This window comes from Streptomyces sp. NPDC043746 (assembly GCF_056436485.1).
Window position 1 is genome coordinate 87,816 of record NZ_JBWKCM010000019.1, and the last position, 15,015, is coordinate 102,830.

The 15,015-nt window shown below is 69.6% G+C and carries 11 protein-coding genes; 1 reads left to right on the forward strand and 10 read right to left on the reverse strand.

Annotation, left to right across the window (positions count from 1 at the left end; genetic code table 11):
* Positions 1-61 precede the first annotated feature (61 nt).
* The 3 genes from AC0682_RS20850 to AC0682_RS20860 form a co-directional block, all read right to left on the reverse strand.
* Positions 62-2,365 carry a M9 family metallopeptidase gene (locus AC0682_RS20850; RefSeq protein ID WP_478534576.1) on the reverse strand — a complete coding sequence of 768 codons (2,304 nt, stop codon included), beginning with the start codon at positions 2,363-2,365 and terminating at the stop codon, positions 62-64.
* Positions 2,366-2,569: 204 nt separating this feature from the next.
* Positions 2,570-3,613: a LuxR C-terminal-related transcriptional regulator gene (locus tag AC0682_RS20855; RefSeq protein ID WP_478534504.1), complete on the reverse strand. Its 1,044-nt coding sequence runs from the start codon at positions 3,611-3,613 to the stop codon at positions 2,570-2,572.
* A 426-nt stretch (positions 3,614-4,039) separates the two neighbouring features.
* Entirely contained in the window at positions 4,040-5,386 is a 1,347-nt protein-coding gene (locus tag AC0682_RS20860; RefSeq protein WP_478534506.1) for an aminotransferase-like domain-containing protein, read from the reverse strand.
* A gap of 331 nt (positions 5,387-5,717) precedes the next feature.
* Between AC0682_RS20860 and AC0682_RS20865 the strand changes: the two genes are divergently transcribed.
* The gene (locus AC0682_RS20865; protein ID WP_478534508.1) at positions 5,718-6,368 is read left to right on the forward strand and encodes a LysE family translocator; all 651 of its coding nucleotides are present in this window, start codon (positions 5,718-5,720) and stop codon (positions 6,366-6,368) included.
* Here AC0682_RS20865 and carB read toward each other — a convergent pair.
* From carB to AC0682_RS20900, 7 genes are all read right to left on the reverse strand, one after another.
* Complete coding sequence (carB, locus tag AC0682_RS20870; RefSeq protein ID WP_478534510.1) at positions 6,287-9,679, reverse strand: carbamoyl-phosphate synthase large subunit; 3,393 nt, start codon at positions 9,677-9,679, stop codon at positions 6,287-6,289. The genes AC0682_RS20865 and carB overlap by 82 nt on opposite strands.
* Positions 9,672-10,820, reverse strand: coding sequence for a glutamine-hydrolyzing carbamoyl-phosphate synthase small subunit (gene carA, locus AC0682_RS20875; RefSeq protein ID WP_478534511.1), 1,149 nt, complete (start codon positions 10,818-10,820; stop codon positions 9,672-9,674). Before carA ends, carB begins: the two co-directional genes overlap by 8 nt.
* Positions 10,817-12,067, reverse strand: coding sequence for an ATP-grasp domain-containing protein (locus AC0682_RS20880; RefSeq protein ID WP_478534513.1), 1,251 nt, complete (start codon positions 12,065-12,067; stop codon positions 10,817-10,819). Before AC0682_RS20880 ends, carA begins: the two co-directional genes overlap by 4 nt.
* Positions 12,064-12,354, reverse strand: a complete 291-nt coding sequence (locus AC0682_RS20885) for a hypothetical protein (protein WP_478534515.1) — start codon at positions 12,352-12,354, stop codon at positions 12,064-12,066. The genes AC0682_RS20880 and AC0682_RS20885 overlap by 4 nt, the downstream gene beginning before the upstream one ends.
* A 155-nt stretch (positions 12,355-12,509) precedes the next feature.
* On the reverse strand, positions 12,510-13,763 hold the full coding sequence (locus AC0682_RS20890) for an ATP-grasp domain-containing protein (RefSeq protein WP_478534517.1): 1,254 nt from the start codon (positions 13,761-13,763) through the stop codon (positions 12,510-12,512).
* Between the two features lie 72 nt (positions 13,764-13,835).
* Positions 13,836-14,789, reverse strand: coding sequence for a TauD/TfdA family dioxygenase (locus AC0682_RS20895; protein ID WP_478534519.1), 954 nt, complete (start codon positions 14,787-14,789; stop codon positions 13,836-13,838).
* A 43-nt stretch (positions 14,790-14,832) separates the two neighbouring features.
* A complete protein-coding gene (locus AC0682_RS20900) occupies positions 14,833-14,982 on the reverse strand; it encodes a hypothetical protein (RefSeq protein WP_478534521.1) in 150 nt (49 codons plus the stop codon).
* Between the last annotated feature and the right edge of the window lie 33 nt (positions 14,983-15,015).

The following is a 15,015-nucleotide window of genomic DNA, read 5'->3' on the forward strand; positions in this document are numbered from 1 at the left end:
CGCTCCCGGCCGATCGATCCGCTCCCGGCCGACCGGGAGCGGATCGATCGCGCGCACGGGCTCAGAACCCGGCGGAGACCACGAGCCCCGACACCGCCTGTTCGGCGGCGACGGACAGGTAGTGCCACCCGGGGGCGGGGTTGTCGACCGTCACCGTCTCGGCATTGCCCGGTGTGGCCGACCGGTGGGTGAAGTCGGTCTTCGACGGCCAGGAACCGGCGCGGTGGTACAGGTCACCATCGCCGGTACCGCCATGGGTGGTGATGCGCAACTTCGCGGTCCCGGCGGGGACATACACGGTCAGGTAGGCGTAGTCACCGGTCCGGATCGAGATGCCGGAGCGTGCGCAGTCGCGGTCGAGCCGGGTCCGCTCGGGGTGGGTGCACTCGGGCAGAGCCGGCGGATCGGTGGGATCGTCCGGATCCGTGATCTCACCGCAGTCGCCCGCCGCGCAGGCCGTGAGCCAGGTGTTCCAGTCGGCGTCGTAGCGAGTGCCGATGGTGGTCTTCAGATGGGTGCGGGCCGCGTTCCAGTCTCCGGCGCGGTAGTGGCGCAGGACGGTGTCCAGGTCCGCGCGGTGGGACTGGAGCATGTAGCGGACCGCGAGGTAGCCCCAGCGGTAGATCCGGGCGCTGTCGCTGTTGCCGTAGGTGGTGTCGAACAGGGTGCTGAGGGGGTAAGTGCGCTTGCCCGCCTCGGTGATGGCCGCGTCGTAGGTGAGACCGCGGTAGGCGTAGGAGACGTACTCCGCGAAGCCCTCGACCCACCAGACGGTCGGGGTGGTCATGCCGTCGGCGAAGTCACCGGCCATGGTGAAGCGGCCGTCGAGGTAGTGGGTGTACTCGTGGTTGAGGTTCCAGATCTGGAAGTCCGGCCGCAGCCACTCGGCTTCGTAGGCGATGAAGCGCGGCTGGTTGCCCACGGCGGAGGGGTCGCCCTCCAGGTACATGCCGCCGTTGTTCGTGTCGATGCCGAACATGGCTCCCGCGTACGTGCCGTAGTCGCCACTGGAGTGGTAGACGACGACTTCGAGCCGGGTGTTGAGGTCGCCGGGCACCGGCCCTTCGTCCCGTGCGAGTTCATGGAAGAACGCGTTCTGTCCCGCCAGATCGGCGCAGGTGGCGGCGAGTTGGGCGGCCGACATCTCCTGGGCGCGGATGCGCAGGCTTTCGCCGCACTCATGTCGGACCGGCAGGGCCGCCCGGTCCAGGCGGTCGGCCAGGTCGCAGGTGCCGAAGTAGACGCAGTTGGCGGCGTCGTAGTGGTTGGCCGTCTCGGCCAGGCCCACCCACAGGGGTGCGGTCGCACCGGTGATGGAGGTCCGGTCGAGGAGCCCCTTCACCTGCGGGCGCACGCCGGTGCGCAGCGCTTCGTACGACAGGAAGCGGGCGAGTTCACGGCCCGCGTTGGTGACGAGGAAGGAGTGGCCGGTGCCGAGCAGGGCGAGGTTGCGGTCGGCGAAGGAGTGGACGGTGTCGGCGGTGGACCGGTCGGCCGTCACCGCCTCGACGAAGTCCGGGAGTTGATGCCCCCGGAACAGCACGGTGAAGGTGCTGTTCACGGCGGCCCGCATGTTCCTCAGCTCGTTGTACGAGGCGTCGTGGGCGGCGAGCAGGCGCTTCACCACGTCGAGGTAGCGGGCGTTCTCCTGGGAGCTGTCGATGAGCACGACCGCTTCGGAGAGCGTCGCCCCGTTGGCGTCGGTGACGTCACGGGAGCGCGGTGAGCCGAAGAACGCGTCGAGTCCTCCCCGTATCGCTGTGGTCAGGGCCGGTCCGTAGGGCCCGACGGCCGACTCGTTGTACCACTGCACGTAGTACCCGGCTCGCAGGTACAGCACCAACTGGGGCACGCCGGTGGAACCGTTGCCCGGGTAGGTGGCCGAGGCCTCGCGCAGCGCGTGCGCCACCGTCGCCATCTGCGCTTCCCGGAAGGCCAGGCGCGCGTTCTCGCCGGTGAGGCCGAACAGCGTGTTGACGCACTCCGTGGCGGATTCCCTGATCCGCTGTACGAGGGCGCTGCCCGTACGCGAGGTGAAGTCCACCGGATCGCAGGCGGAGGCAGCGGTGGCGGCCTCCTGACGGGGCTCGTCGTAGTCCCGCCTGCGCTCCGCGCCGGAGGCCGGGGCCGGGCCCCGCTCGTCGACGGGCAGCGCCGAGGCGCGTACGTGGTCGGGCTCGGGCGCCGCGTCCGGTACGAGGGAGGCGGCTGGCGGGATCTCCGCACTGCCGCCGCCCGCCGGCCCCGGTTCCCCGACGGCGGCTGGACGCTGCGGGGTGGAAGCGAACGACGGGGCGCCGAACGAGGTCGTACTCAGACACATACAGAGCGCCAACGCGGCCAGGGCCGCGGCGCGTCGGCGCATCGATGCTGGTCTCACCAGCTGCCTCCTCTTCGGGCTCACCCGGTACGGGTGCGGGGGATGAGGGTGGTGGGGATGGCGGAGCAGCACCCCACGCGCCCAGTTTTGGCATGGACACGCAAGGTGCAGTACGACAGTACAATTTCACACAGCACAGCCCTTGAGAAGGCTCCCGTCCGAACTTGCCCTGCCGCGGCCGACTCCCCCTCAGCCGCACGACTCCGGCGCGGGGGGCCGACGTTGACGCGCCGGGGAACGGGGAGTCTCGCCGGGAAGGCCGCCGCCCTCCTCGAGCAGGCGCCGCTGGGAGAGGAGATAGCCCAGCTCGGCCCTGCTGCGGCTGCCCAGCGCTTCGGAGACCTTCCGGATGTGGGTGGAGACGGTCCGCGCGCTCATCCCCAGCCGGGACGCGATCGATTCGTCGGTGTGGCCGGAGACGACCATGCGGAGCACGGTCCGGCGTACGGAGCTGGTGAGCAGGTCGGGTCGGTGGCGTTCGACGCTGATGGCGACGGGCTCGGCGCGCTCCCACGCATGGTCGAACATCTTGGCCAGGAACTCGATCACCCCGGAGTGCCGGACGGCCAGCGCGGCGCTCCTGCGCTCCTCGGTGCCCGGGATGAAGGCGATCGTACGGTCACAGATGATGACCCGCTCGAAGACCTCGTCCACGGTGCGGACGCGGGCGCCTTCGGCGAGAACCCGCTCGATGTAGGCGAGGGTGGGTGCGTGCGAGCGGACGCTGTGCTGGTAGAGCGTGCGCTGCCGCACCCCCTTCCGCAGCAGGGCGAGATCGCGGGGCAGGGCCTCGGCGAGCAGAGCGGGCGGCCGGCCACCGCCGGGCTGCGCGGTCAGCAGCTCCTCCCGGCAGGAGGCGACAGCCTTGCGCAGCGCCTCACCGATGACCTCTTCACCGTGCAGCGATTCGATGGGCGGTTCCGCCCGGCGCTGTACCTTCCGATAGACGGCCTCCGCCGCGAGAAAGGATGAATGCAGGACTTCCAGGGATTTCCGGCGCTCTTCGATGTCACGCTCGACGGGACGAGCCAGCAGCGATTCGGCGATTGCCGGGGGAACGGGAACGTACACGTCCCGCCCACCGGGCAGCGGTTTCAGGAGACCGGACCGTACGAGGCATCCGGGCACGTCCCCGGACACCGTCCCCGCCTCCAGCGCCTCGCGGTAGCGCCTCAGCCCCTCCTCGCACAGGAGTACCTCGGTTAGTGACGTTATGTCAGGTTCTGGCGTCATCTGCCCATCCTTCATGTTCCCGCAATTCGTGCTCAGGACGACAGGCAGGCTCGCATCGCCGCCGGAATATGCGAAAGGATGACCGTGACGCAAACAATGCGCCCGAGAAAAGGCAGTTGCGACACCTCCCCCGAGTCGATTCACAGGAACTCGCCCGGGAAATTTCACAAACGGGAAACCCCCGCAGTGAAACATGGAAACAATCACATCGATAAGGTGATGGTATGTATCGGACCGTCAATGCTGCGCACACTTGCTTTACGCCGCGCACGTGCCGTGCGGAGGGAGCAAGAAAAGACTCCGCCTGGGGCTGATGCACGCCCGGCACAAACGACGTCATTCCGGATCCGGACTTTTTCCTCCGGAAATTCAGGGGGAAAAATCTCACATTCTGAGACGACTGGCGGTTGTCGGGGACGCCTGGCCTCAGTCCTGGGCGAGATCCTCCGGAGCCGACCTCGCGAGGTCGGCCAGGGTCGCGAGAGCACGGGACAGGGTCTCCGCCGACGGCGAGGCGAGGCCCAGGCGGATCGCGTGCGGGCCCCGGTGGCGCCCGACGGCGAAGGCGGCCGCCGGGGTCACCGCGATACCGTGCCGCGCCGCGGCGGCTACGAACGTGTCGGCCCGCCACGGCCTCGGCAGCTCCCACCAGCGGTAGTACGACCCCGGCGCGCTGCGGGTCACGAAGTCGCCGAGGTGACGCTCCGCGATCTCCTGCCGCTCCACGGCCTGCCGCTGCTTGGCCCGTACGAGCGACTCCACGGCCCCGACCTCCTGCCACCGGGCCATCGCCTCCAGCGGGAACCCCATGGGCGTCCAGCCACCCGAGCGCAGAGCGGCCGCGACCCCGCCCGACACGGCGGCGGGAGCCACCGCGAACCCGAGGGACAGCCCCGGCGCGAGCCGCTTCGACAGACTGTCGACGAGCACCGTCCGCTCGGGCACACGGGAGGCCAGGGGCGGCAGGTCATCCCGGAGAAAGGCCCACACTGCGTCCTCGATCGCAGGGACACCGCACGTCAGCAGCACATCGGCCAGGCTGTCCAGCCTCTCCTCGGGCATGGTCAGCGACAGCGGATTGTGCAGGACGGGCTGTACGTAGACGGCGTGCAGCGGCCCGGCCCGGTGCGCCTCCTCCACCGCCTCCGGGATGAGCCCGGCCCCGTCCATCGCGAGCGGCACGAGAGTGACACCGAGCCGGGTGGCGATCGCCTTGAGCACCGGGTACGTCAGCTCCTCGACGCCCAGCCGCGCACCCGGCCGGGTCAGCGCGGCCACGACCGCCGAGATCGCCTGTCGGCCGCTCCCCGCGAACAGGACCCGCGCCGGATCCGGGCGCCAGCCACCCCGTGCGAGCAGGTCCGCCGCGGCGGCGCGCGCCGCGGGGGTGCCGGCCGCACCCACCGGGCGCAGCACCGGCTCCAGCCGCCCGGGCCGCAGCAGCCCGCCCAGCCCGGCGGCCAGCACCTCGGCCTGCTCAGGCACCACAGGGTAGTTCAGCTCCAGATCGACCCGGCTCTCGGCGGGTTCGGAGAGCGCGGGGGCGGGTGGTGCCGCCGCGCCGGAGGTGTCGCGCACGAAGGTGCCACGGCCCACGTGCCCCTCGGTGAAACCCCGACGTGCGAGCTCCTGATAGACGCGGGTGGCCGTGGAATTGGCGATGCCGTACTGCCGGGCGAATTCCCTTTGGGTGGGCAGCCGTTCACCCGCCTTGAGCCGACCGGCCCGGATCTCGGCGGCCACCGCGTCGGCAACGCTCCGGTAGTCCTTCACGGACCCCACCTCCCGTACTTCCGCACTCCCGCACTCCCGCACTCCCGCACTCCCGCACTCCCGCACTCCCGCACTCCCGCACTCCCGCACTCCCGCACCCACCACGTATCACGCACACCGTCACCAGCATCGAAGCACAGCATTGCACCGAGTTCAATATTTCGTATTGAACCGAGGAATGACAGGCCCTTACACTCGAATTGCTCCGATGCGCAGCGATCGGGAACGAGAAATGCACGGAAGTGAGCGAGCGGAGCGCCGAGCAGCACGACCGATCGGCTACGGAACAGACCACGGCAGAAGACTCACGGACAGAAGGCGGCGCACAGCGATGGTTGAGCTGACCGGGGTACTGGGAGTGGGGATGGTGGCCCTGGGAATGGTGCTCACCCCCGGCCCGAACATGATCTACCTCGTCTCCCGGAGCATCACCCAGGGCCGTCGGGCGGGGGTCGTCTCCCTCGGCGGGGTGGCGGTCGGCTTCCTGGTCTACCTGCTGGCGACGAACCTCGGCCTCTCCGTGGTCTTCGTCGCGGTGCCCGAGCTGTACGTCGCGGTCAAACTGGCCGGCGCGGCCTACCTGGGCTACCTCGCCTGGACCGCCCTCAAGCCCGGCGGCGTCTCCGTCTTCGCCCCCCAGGAGATGCCCCACGACTCCCCGCGAAAACTGTTCACGATGGGGCTGATGACGAATCTGCTCAACCCGAAGATCGCCATCATGTATCTGTCCCTCATCCCGCAGTTCATCAACCTGGAGTCGGGGCACGTGCTGTTCCAGGGCTTCGTGCTCGGCTCCGTCCAGATCGCGGTGGCGCTCACGGTCAACCTGTCCATCGTCCTGGCCGCCGGTTCGATCGCCGTCTTCCTGGCCCGCCGCCCCTCGTGGCTCAAGGTACAGCGCTACATGATGGGAACGGCGCTCGCCCTTCTGGCCGTCTCCGTCGCCCTGGACACCTCGATCCCCACGTCCGCTTCGAGCTGATCCCGCAAGGTCATGGCCGTGAGCTGCTCGGCGTGTTCTTGGAGTGAGCGGACGCCGACGTCGCCGTGGTTGAGGGCATCGATGCCCTGGACGGCGGCGGCGAGTGCCTGGACCGTGGTCAGGCACGGGACGGAGCGGGAGACGGCCGCGGTGCGGATCTCGTAGCCGTCGAGACGACCACCCGTGCCGTAGGGGGTGTTCACGATGAGATCGACCTCCCCGTCGTGGATGAGCTGGACGATCGTCTTCTCACCGTTGGGCCCCGGCCCCTCGGACTGCTTGCGCACGATCGTGGCGTTGATCCCGTTGCGCTTCAGCACCTCGGCCGTCCCCGAGGTCGCCATCAGCTCGAACCCGTGCGCGACCAGCTCCCGGGCCGGGAAGATCATCGAGCGCTTGTCCCGGTTCGCCACCGAGATGAACGCCCGCCCACTGGTGGGAAGCGGACCGTAAGCACCGGCCTGCGACTTCGCATACGCCGTCCCGAAGACCGAGTCGATACCCATGACCTCACCCGTGGAGCGCATCTCCGGCCCGAGAACGGTGTCGACGCCCCTACCGTGGATGTCACGGAAGCGGGACCACGGCATCACCGCCTCCTTGACAGAGATCGGCGCGTCCAGCGGCAGGGTGCCGCCGTCACCCGTCTTCGGCAGCAGGCCCTCGGTGCGGAGTTCGGCGATGGTGGCCCCGAGGGAGATACGGGCGGCGGCCTTGGCCAGGGGGACGGCGGTGGCCTTGGAGGTGAAGGGCACCGTGCGGGAGGCGCGGGGGTTGGCCTCCAGGACGTAGAGGATGTCCCCGGACAGGGCGAACTGGATGTTGATCAGCCCGCGCACCCCGACACCCCGGGCGATGGCCTCGGTCGAGGCCCGCAGCCGCTTGATGTCGAACCCGCCCAGCGTGATCGGCGGCAGCGCACAGGCCGAGTCACCGGAATGGATCCCGGCCTCCTCGATGTGCTCCATCACCCCACCGAGATACAGCTCGGTCCCGTCGTACAGCGCGTCGACATCGATCTCGATCGCGTCGTCCAGGAACCGGTCCACCAGCACCGGCCGGGTCGGGCTGATCTCCGTGGACTCGGCAATGTAGGACTCCAGGCGCGCCTCGTCGTACACGATCTCCATCCCGCGCCCGCCCAGGACATAGGAGGGGCGGACCAGGACCGGGTAGCCGATCTCGTCCGCGATCGCCTTCGCCCCGGCGAAGGTGGTGGCCGTGCCGTGCTTAGGTGCGGGCAGGCCTGCCTCGGCCAGGACCCGCCCGAAAGCCCCCCGGTCCTCAGCCGCGTGGATCGCTTCGGGGGAGGTCCCGACGACCGGAACGCCGTTGTCCTTGAGCGCCTGGGAGAGGCCGAGGGGGGTCTGGCCGCCGAGCTGGACGATGACACCGGCGATGGGGCCGGCGAGGGATTCGGCGTGGACGATCTCCAGGACGTCCTCCAGGGTGAGCGGCTCGAAGTAGAGCCGGTCGGAGGTGTCGTAGTCCGTGGAGACGGTCTCGGGGTTGCAGTTAACCATCACGGTCTCGAACCCGGCGTCCGACAGGGCGAAGGAGGCATGAACACAGGAGTAGTCGAACTCGATCCCCTGCCCGATCCGGTTGGGCCCCGATCCGAGGATGATCACCGCGGGCTTGGTGCGGGGCGCGACCTCGGACTCCTCGTCATAGGACGAGTAGAAGTACGGGGTCTTCGCCGCGAACTCCGCCGCACACGTATCGACCGTCTTGTAGACCGGGCGGATACCGAGCGCGTGGCGGACCTCGCGGACGACGTCCTCGCGCAGCCCGCGGATCTCCCCGATCTGGGCGTCGGAGAACCCGTGCCGCTTCGCCTCGGCCAGCAGCTCAGCGTCCAAGCGCTCCGCAGTGGCCAGCTCGTCGGCGATCTCCTTGATCAGGAAGAGCTGGTCGACGAACCAGGGGTCGATCTTCGTCGCCTCGAAGACCTCCTCCTGGGAGGCTCCGGCACGGATCGCCTGCATGACCGTGTTGATACGGCCGTCGGTGGGGCGGACCGCCTCCGCCAGCAGCTCCCCCTTGTCCCCCACCGGGCCGGTGAAAGCGAACTGCGAACCCTTCTTCTCCAAAGAGCGCAACGCCTTCTGCAGGGCCTCGGTGAAGTTCCGGCCGATCGCCATCGCCTCCCCCACCGACTTCATCGTGGTGGTCAGCGTCGCATCCGCCGAGGGGAACTTCTCGAACGCGAAACGCGGCGCCTTCACCACGACGTAGTCGAGGGTCGGCTCGAACGACGCCGGAGTCTTCTCGGTGATGTCGTTCGGGATCTCGTCCAGCGTGTAACCCACAGCCAGCTTCGCGGCGATCTTCGCGATCGGGAAACCCGTCGCCTTCGACGCCAGAGCCGAGGAGCGGGAGACACGCGGGTTCATCTCGATCACGATGACCCGCCCGTCCTTCGGGTCGATCGCGAACTGGATGTTGCACCCACCGGTATCGACCCCCACCTCGCGGATGATCGCAATCCCGACATCCCGCAGCCGCTGGTACTCCCGGTCGGTCAGCGTCATCGCCGGGGCGACAGTGATCGAGTCACCGGTATGCACACCCATCGGGTCGAAGTTCTCGATCGAACACACGACCACGACGTTGTCGTTCTTGTCGCGCATCAGCTCCAGCTCGTACTCCTTCCACCCCAGAATCGACTCCTCCAGGAGCACCTCCGTGGTCGGGGAGAGGGTGAGGCCCTGCCCGGCGATCCGGCGCAGTTCCTCCTCGTCGTGGGCGAAGCCGGAGCCGGCGCCGCCCATGGTGAAGGAGGGGCGGACGACGACGGGGTAGCCGCCGAGGGTGTCCACCCCGGCCAGGACGTCGTCCATGGAGTGGCAGATGACCGAGCGGGCGGACTCGCCGTAGCCGATCTTCGCCTTCACCGCCTCGACGACGCCCTTGAACAGGTCGCGGTCCTCGCCCTTGTTGATCGCCTCGACGTTCGCGCCGATGAGCTCGACACCGTACTTCTCCAGCACCCCCTGCTCATGCATCGAGATCGCCGTGTTCAGGGCGGTCTGACCGCCCAGGGTGGGCAGGAGCGCGTCGGGGCGCTCCTTCGCGATGATCTTCTCGACGAACTCCGGGGTGATCGGCTCGACGTAGGTGGCGTCGGCGATCTCGGGGTCGGTCATGATCGTGGCCGGGTTGGAGTTCACCAGAATGACCCGCAACCCCTCGGCCTTGAGGACGCGGCAGGCCTGGGTGCCGGAGTAGTCGAACTCGGCGGCCTGGCCGATGACGATCGGACCCGAGCCGATGACCAGGACGGACTGGATATCGGAGCGCTTAGGCACGCTGGCCCTCCATCAGAGAAACGAAACGGTCGAACAGGTAGGCGGCATCGTGCGGGCCGGCAGCGGCCTCAGGGTGGTACTGGACACTGAACGCGGGCCGGTCCAACAGGTGCAGACCCTCGACCACCTGGTCGTTCAGGCAGACATGGGACACCTCGGCACGGCCGAACTCCGTCTCCGAGACCCGGTCCAGCGGGGCATCCACAGCGAAGCCGTGATTGTGCGCCGTCACCTCCACCTTGCCGGTCGTGCGGTCCTGCACCGGCTGATTGATCCCCCGATGCCCGTACTTCAACTTGTACGTACCAAAACCCAGCGCCCGGCCCAGGATCTGATTACCGAAACAGATACCGAACAACGGAGTCGAACGCTCCAGCACGCCACGCATCAGAGCGACGGGGTGGTCGGCGGTGGACGGGTCACCGGGACCGTTGGAGAAGAACACCCCATCCGGCTTCACCGCGTACACATCCTCCAAGGTGGCCGTGGCGGGCAGCACGTGCACCTCGATACCCCGCTCCGCCATCCGGTGCGGCGTCATCCCCTTGATCCCCAGATCGACCGCCGCGACCGTGAACCTCTTCGCCCCGATCGCAGGAACGACATACGCCTCCTCCGTCGCCACCTCCGCGCAGAGGTCCGCACCCGCCATCTCCGGCACCTGACGCACCTTCGCCAGCAACGTGCCCTCATCCGGAATCGCATCACCGGAGAAGATCCCCACCCGCATCGCACCCCGCTCCCGCAGGTGACGCGTCAACGCACGCGTGTCGACACCACTGATCCCGACCACACCCTGCGCCGCCAGCTCCTCGTCCAACGACCGCAGCGCACGCCAGCTGGACGGCTTACGGGCGGGGTCACGGACGACGTAACCCGAAACCCAGACACGACCCGACTCCGGGTCCTCGTCGTTGACGCCCGTGTTGCCGACGTGCGGGGCCGTCATCACCACCACCTGCCGGTGATACGACGGGTCGGTCAACGTCTCCTGATAGCCGGTCATGCCGGTGGAGAACACCGCTTCGCCGAAGGTCTCCCCCACGGCCCCATAAGCACGACCACGAAACGTACGGCCGTCCTCCAGGACGAGTACGGCGGGCCGTTCGCCCCCGCCTGCGTCCCCGCGCCCGCCCCTCATCGATCCAGTCCGCAGACCGCACGCGCTCCTCGCTCCGGGGCGCACTCCAGCCGGAACTGGGCCGCCGTCCTGAGGATGGCCTTCTCCACATCGCCGCTCGACCCGCCGCGGAACCGGAACCGGGCGCCGACGTGCTCGTACCCGCCCACGCGCGGGACCACCTGGCCCACGGCCGGGATCACAGCGGTGTAGGGGCCCTCGTCGGGGGTCGGCGGTTCAGGGAGGTTCCAGGCCGTCACGCGGCACGGGGCGGGTACGGGGGACGGCACCAGCAGCCAGCCGCCCGTACGCCATTCCTCCGGTACGGGGAGCTCCGGGCGTCGGCCCAGCTGGACGTCGGCGGCGGCCCCCGCGAGGTCGATGTCGTGCACCTCCCGCCAGACGAACGGGATCTCCGCCCCGCCGACCCGGTACCCCGCCTCCAGGAACCGGATCGAGGGCGAGCCGTCGGCCGACGTACCGACGAACGCCTCCAGATGGAAGACCCATGGTTCCGGGCCGAGGGCCTCGGCTGCCCGGGCCGTGAAAGCGCCCAGGGGGCCGAGGAGTTCGGGGTCGTCGACCTCGACCGAGCCGAGGGCCTCGCCCTGGGTGAAGTCCACGCAGGTGTTGACGTACCGCGAGGCCCGCCACGGGCCCAGTTGCTCGCCGGTCCACAGGCCGTCGATGTGGAAGATCGGGTCGGCGCAGAACTCCTGGACCAGGCGGGGTTCCGGGGGTGACGTACGCAGCAGCGGCAGGTCGGCCTCGGAGTCGAGGCGTACGACGCCCCGGCTGGCGGTACCCCGGCGCGGCTTGACCACGACCGGCCAGCCGTGGTGCTCGGCGAAGGCCAGGACAGCGGCCTCGTCGGGGGCGTCCGCGAAGGCGGGGGCGGGTATCCCGGCCCGATCGGTCACCCGGTTCATGGTGAGCTTGTCGCGGAAGCGGGCCAGCTCGCCGGAGGTCTGACCGACGCAGCCCAGCCGGTCACGGACCAGGGCGGCGATGTCGAGATCACCCTCGTTGAGGGCCACCACCCGCTCGGGCACGCCGAAGTGGGTCCGCAGCTCGGTCACCGCGCGCCAGACGGCGTCGAGGTCGTCGGTGGCCGGGACGGTACGGGCGGCCGCCGCGCCGCCGGGTACGGAGTCGAGGGCCAGTTCCGTGGTCACGTAGGTGACGCGGTGGGCGCGGTGGTCGAGGTAGTCCTCGTAGTGGGCGTGCCGGTCGCGCCAGCGGTGGATGACGACGATGTGGTCGCTCATGTCCGATCGGCTCCGGCGGCCGACATGTCCCGGACCCGGCCCACCGCGAAGGTCGCGGAGACCACGGCGGCCCGGGCCGAGCCCAGTGCGCCGCGCGCCGCGTCCAGGTCACCGTCCGGGAGCTGGCCGACGATGTCGGTGGCGCAGTCGATCAGGTGGAGCGCGGCCCGGGCGAGGGGCTGTTCGCTGCTGTACCGCTCCTCGACCAGTCGGCGGACGGTGTGCAGCTGGGCGACGGGGTCCGGCCGGGACCCCTCCGTCCCTACAGGGCAGATGATCGTGTTCATCGGTGAGTCCATCCCAGGGGGCAGGAGCGGAAGAGGCGGAGGAAACGAAGGGCGTACGGCGGCGGGCGGGTGGCCGGACCACGGGCGAGGTCCGGCCACCCGGATTCCGCAGCGCGGGCACGGCGGGACGCGGCCCGGAGCCCTAGGAGCGGCCCTCAGCTCGTCTTGAAGCGGATGCGGTCGTTGGCCGCCTCGCACTTGGCCACGGCGTCGTCCGCGTCGCGCCCGGAGGCGATGACGTACCCGGAGACGCAGTCCGCGACGGTCAGCAGCGGCGGTACGGTCTCCCCGACGCTCTTGCCGATCACCGCCGCCACCTCCGTGTTCGCGAACTCGTCCAGGTACGGGAGGAAGACGTAACTCCTCTCGCCCTTCGGGACCCGGCGGATCTCGTCGGCCGCGTCGTCGGCCACCTCGATGGCGTCGACCGTGCCGGGCTCCGGGGTGAAGAAGCGGACCGCCGCGCCACCCAGCGGTTCGGGCGAGGTCGCGGGCAGCTCGTCGATGCCGAGGGGGACCGTGAGGAACATCCGGTTGAGGTTCAACCCGAAGGCGCGGCGGACCAGTTCGGGGGCTCCGCTGCCGGCCAGTCGGGCGTGGGACTCCAGGACGCGCGGGCCCTTGGGAGTGAGGACGAACTCGCTGTGCGAGGGGCCTTCGGTGAGGCCCACCGCGTCGAGCAGCTTCGGGGTGAGGTCGCGCAGTTCGGCCAGCCACGGGGTGGCGTACCGGCTGGGCGTGCTGACCTCCCACTCGACGTACCGCTCGTTCATCCGGTACTCGGAGTACCCGATGGTGAGGTGGCGGCCCGCATGGGAGAAGGAGTCGACGCTGACGACGGGGCCGTCCAGGTACTCTTCCGCGATGACGGCCGAGGTCTCCGCCTCCCGGAGCGCCTGCCAGGCCTTCTCGGCGTCCTCGGGGCTGTCCACGGGGTGGATGTGCAGGCTGGCGACGCCGTCCACCGGCTTGACGATGATCCGGTCACCGACCTCGGCCCGGAACGCGGCGATCTCCTCGGCGCTCCGGACCAGCCGGTAGCGGACGGGGCTCAGGCCGTGCTCATCGAGCAACTGCCGGGTGAGCGCTTTGTCCTTGAGGGCGCGGGCGGTGAACTCGCTGACGCCGGGGAGGCCGAGGGCGTCCACGACGAAACCGGTGGACTCGGCGGCCGGTTCGGTGGTGGTGAGGACCCGGTCGAACGGGCGCTCCTCGTGCAGCGGCTTGAGGAGTTCGAGGATGGCCGGGCCGTCGGCCAGGGGGCCGTGGATGATGCGCTCGCAGTGCTGGGCGACGGCCACGTCGTAGGCGCCCTCCTCGTGGACGAGGACGACGTCGATGCCGAGTTCCTTGGCTCCCGCGACCGGTGCCGGCCGGCCGCCGATGACTGCCACGCGGTACTTGCCCATGAGGTTCCCTTCGGGGTTCGGGTGAGAGGTGGAGGCGATGGGGTGAGCCGGGGGGGCTGAGCAGGGGGCGGGTCAGGCGGCGTAGCAGCGGCGGAGCCAGCGGGCCGTCGCGTTCGGGTGTGGTGTGAACGCCTTGCGGCGGTGCAGCACCCGGAGGTTGTCGAAGATCATGAAGTCGCCGGGCTGGAGGGTGAGATCGGCGGCCGGGATGTCGCGCAGGACCTCGCGCCAGCGCTCCAGGGCCTGTTGGGCGGCGGGGGTGAGTCCGGCGGTGGTCCCCCGGTCGTAGCGGGCGCGGTGGCGGCCGTCCGGCCCGGTCTCCAGGACCGGGGTCTTGAGCAGCGGGCCGCTGGTGTCACCGTCGTTGGAGTCGGGCGCTCCGACCTCGAACTCCGGTTCCCTGAGGATGGTCTGTGTCTCCTCGTCGAGCCGTACGACGACGTCGTCGAGGGCCGCGACCTCGGTGGGGATCCGCTCCTCGTTGCGGATGGCGAAGAAGGTGAGGTACGGCGGTGCGTAGAGCCGGGGATCGGAGCCGGGCGGGCCGAACGGCTGGTGGGGGTTGTCGGAGTGCCAGAAGAACTCCGAGTCGGCCCCCCAGGAGCTGGTGGTGCCGGAGGCCGCCGGGTTGGGGACGACGTTGCGGATGAGGCGGCCGTCGTTCTCGTAACTCACCGCGAACGGCGTGCAGCCGAGGAGCCGGATCATCCCCAGGTGGATCGCGTTGGTGACGGCGAGTTCGCTCTCGTCGGCGAAGCCGCTGACCGGGGTGGCGGGGAAGTCCTGGGTGGGCAGGTTGGACAGGAGCAGCGCGTGGGAGCCTGCGGCGGTGAACACCTGGCTGCCCTGGAGGATGTCGCCGGGCAGGTGGCGTCGCAGGGCGTAGGCGCCGATCCCTCCGAGGATGGCGTCGTCGAGGTCGGAATCGAGGCTGGTCTCCGATACCCGGGCCGATATCTCCTTGCGCAGCAGGTCCCGGGCGCTGTCCTCGACGCGGTACCGGGCGAACTGGAGCAAGCTGGTCATCGTCTGTCTCCGTTGGGTCGGTTGCACGCCCTCGTCGCCTCGCTCAGCGAGCCGGTGACGGGGGCGGCGCGTTCCAGTACGTGTCGGCGCGCCGGTTCCAGCGGCGCGCGAGAGGGTCGTCGACGAGTCGGCTCAACAGGCCGACGGGGGTCACGACCAGGTAGTAGACGAGGAGGAGCAGGACGGTACGCATGGGCTTTCGTTCCGTTTCTCGTGTCGGCGCGGA

What these genes read in the sequence shown, in the direction of transcription:
- carA (WP_478534511.1), bottom strand. Translation starts at nt 10,820, where the DNA reads ATGAGGGGCGGGCGCGGGGACGCAGGCGGGGGCGAACGGCCCGCCGTA.
- AC0682_RS20885 (WP_478534515.1), bottom strand. Translation starts at nt 12,354, where the DNA reads ATGAACACGATCATCTGCCCTGTAGGGACGGAGGGGTCCCGGCCGGAC.
- AC0682_RS20890 (WP_478534517.1), bottom strand. Translation starts at nt 13,763, where the DNA reads ATGGGCAAGTACCGCGTGGCAGTCATCGGCGGCCGGCCGGCACCGGTC.
- AC0682_RS20855 (WP_478534504.1), bottom strand. Translation starts at nt 3,613, where the DNA reads ATGACGCCAGAACCTGACATAACGTCACTAACCGAGGTACTCCTGTGC.
- AC0682_RS20850 (WP_478534576.1), bottom strand. Translation starts at nt 2,365, where the DNA reads ATGCGCCGACGCGCCGCGGCCCTGGCCGCGTTGGCGCTCTGTATGTGT.
- AC0682_RS20895 (WP_478534519.1), bottom strand. Translation starts at nt 14,789, where the DNA reads ATGACCAGCTTGCTCCAGTTCGCCCGGTACCGCGTCGAGGACAGCGCC.
- AC0682_RS20900 (WP_478534521.1), bottom strand. Translation starts at nt 14,982, where the DNA reads ATGCGTACCGTCCTGCTCCTCCTCGTCTACTACCTGGTCGTGACCCCC.
- AC0682_RS20865 (WP_478534508.1), top strand. Translation starts at nt 5,718, where the DNA reads ATGGTTGAGCTGACCGGGGTACTGGGAGTGGGGATGGTGGCCCTGGGA.
- AC0682_RS20880 (WP_478534513.1), bottom strand. Translation starts at nt 12,067, where the DNA reads ATGAGCGACCACATCGTCGTCATCCACCGCTGGCGCGACCGGCACGCC.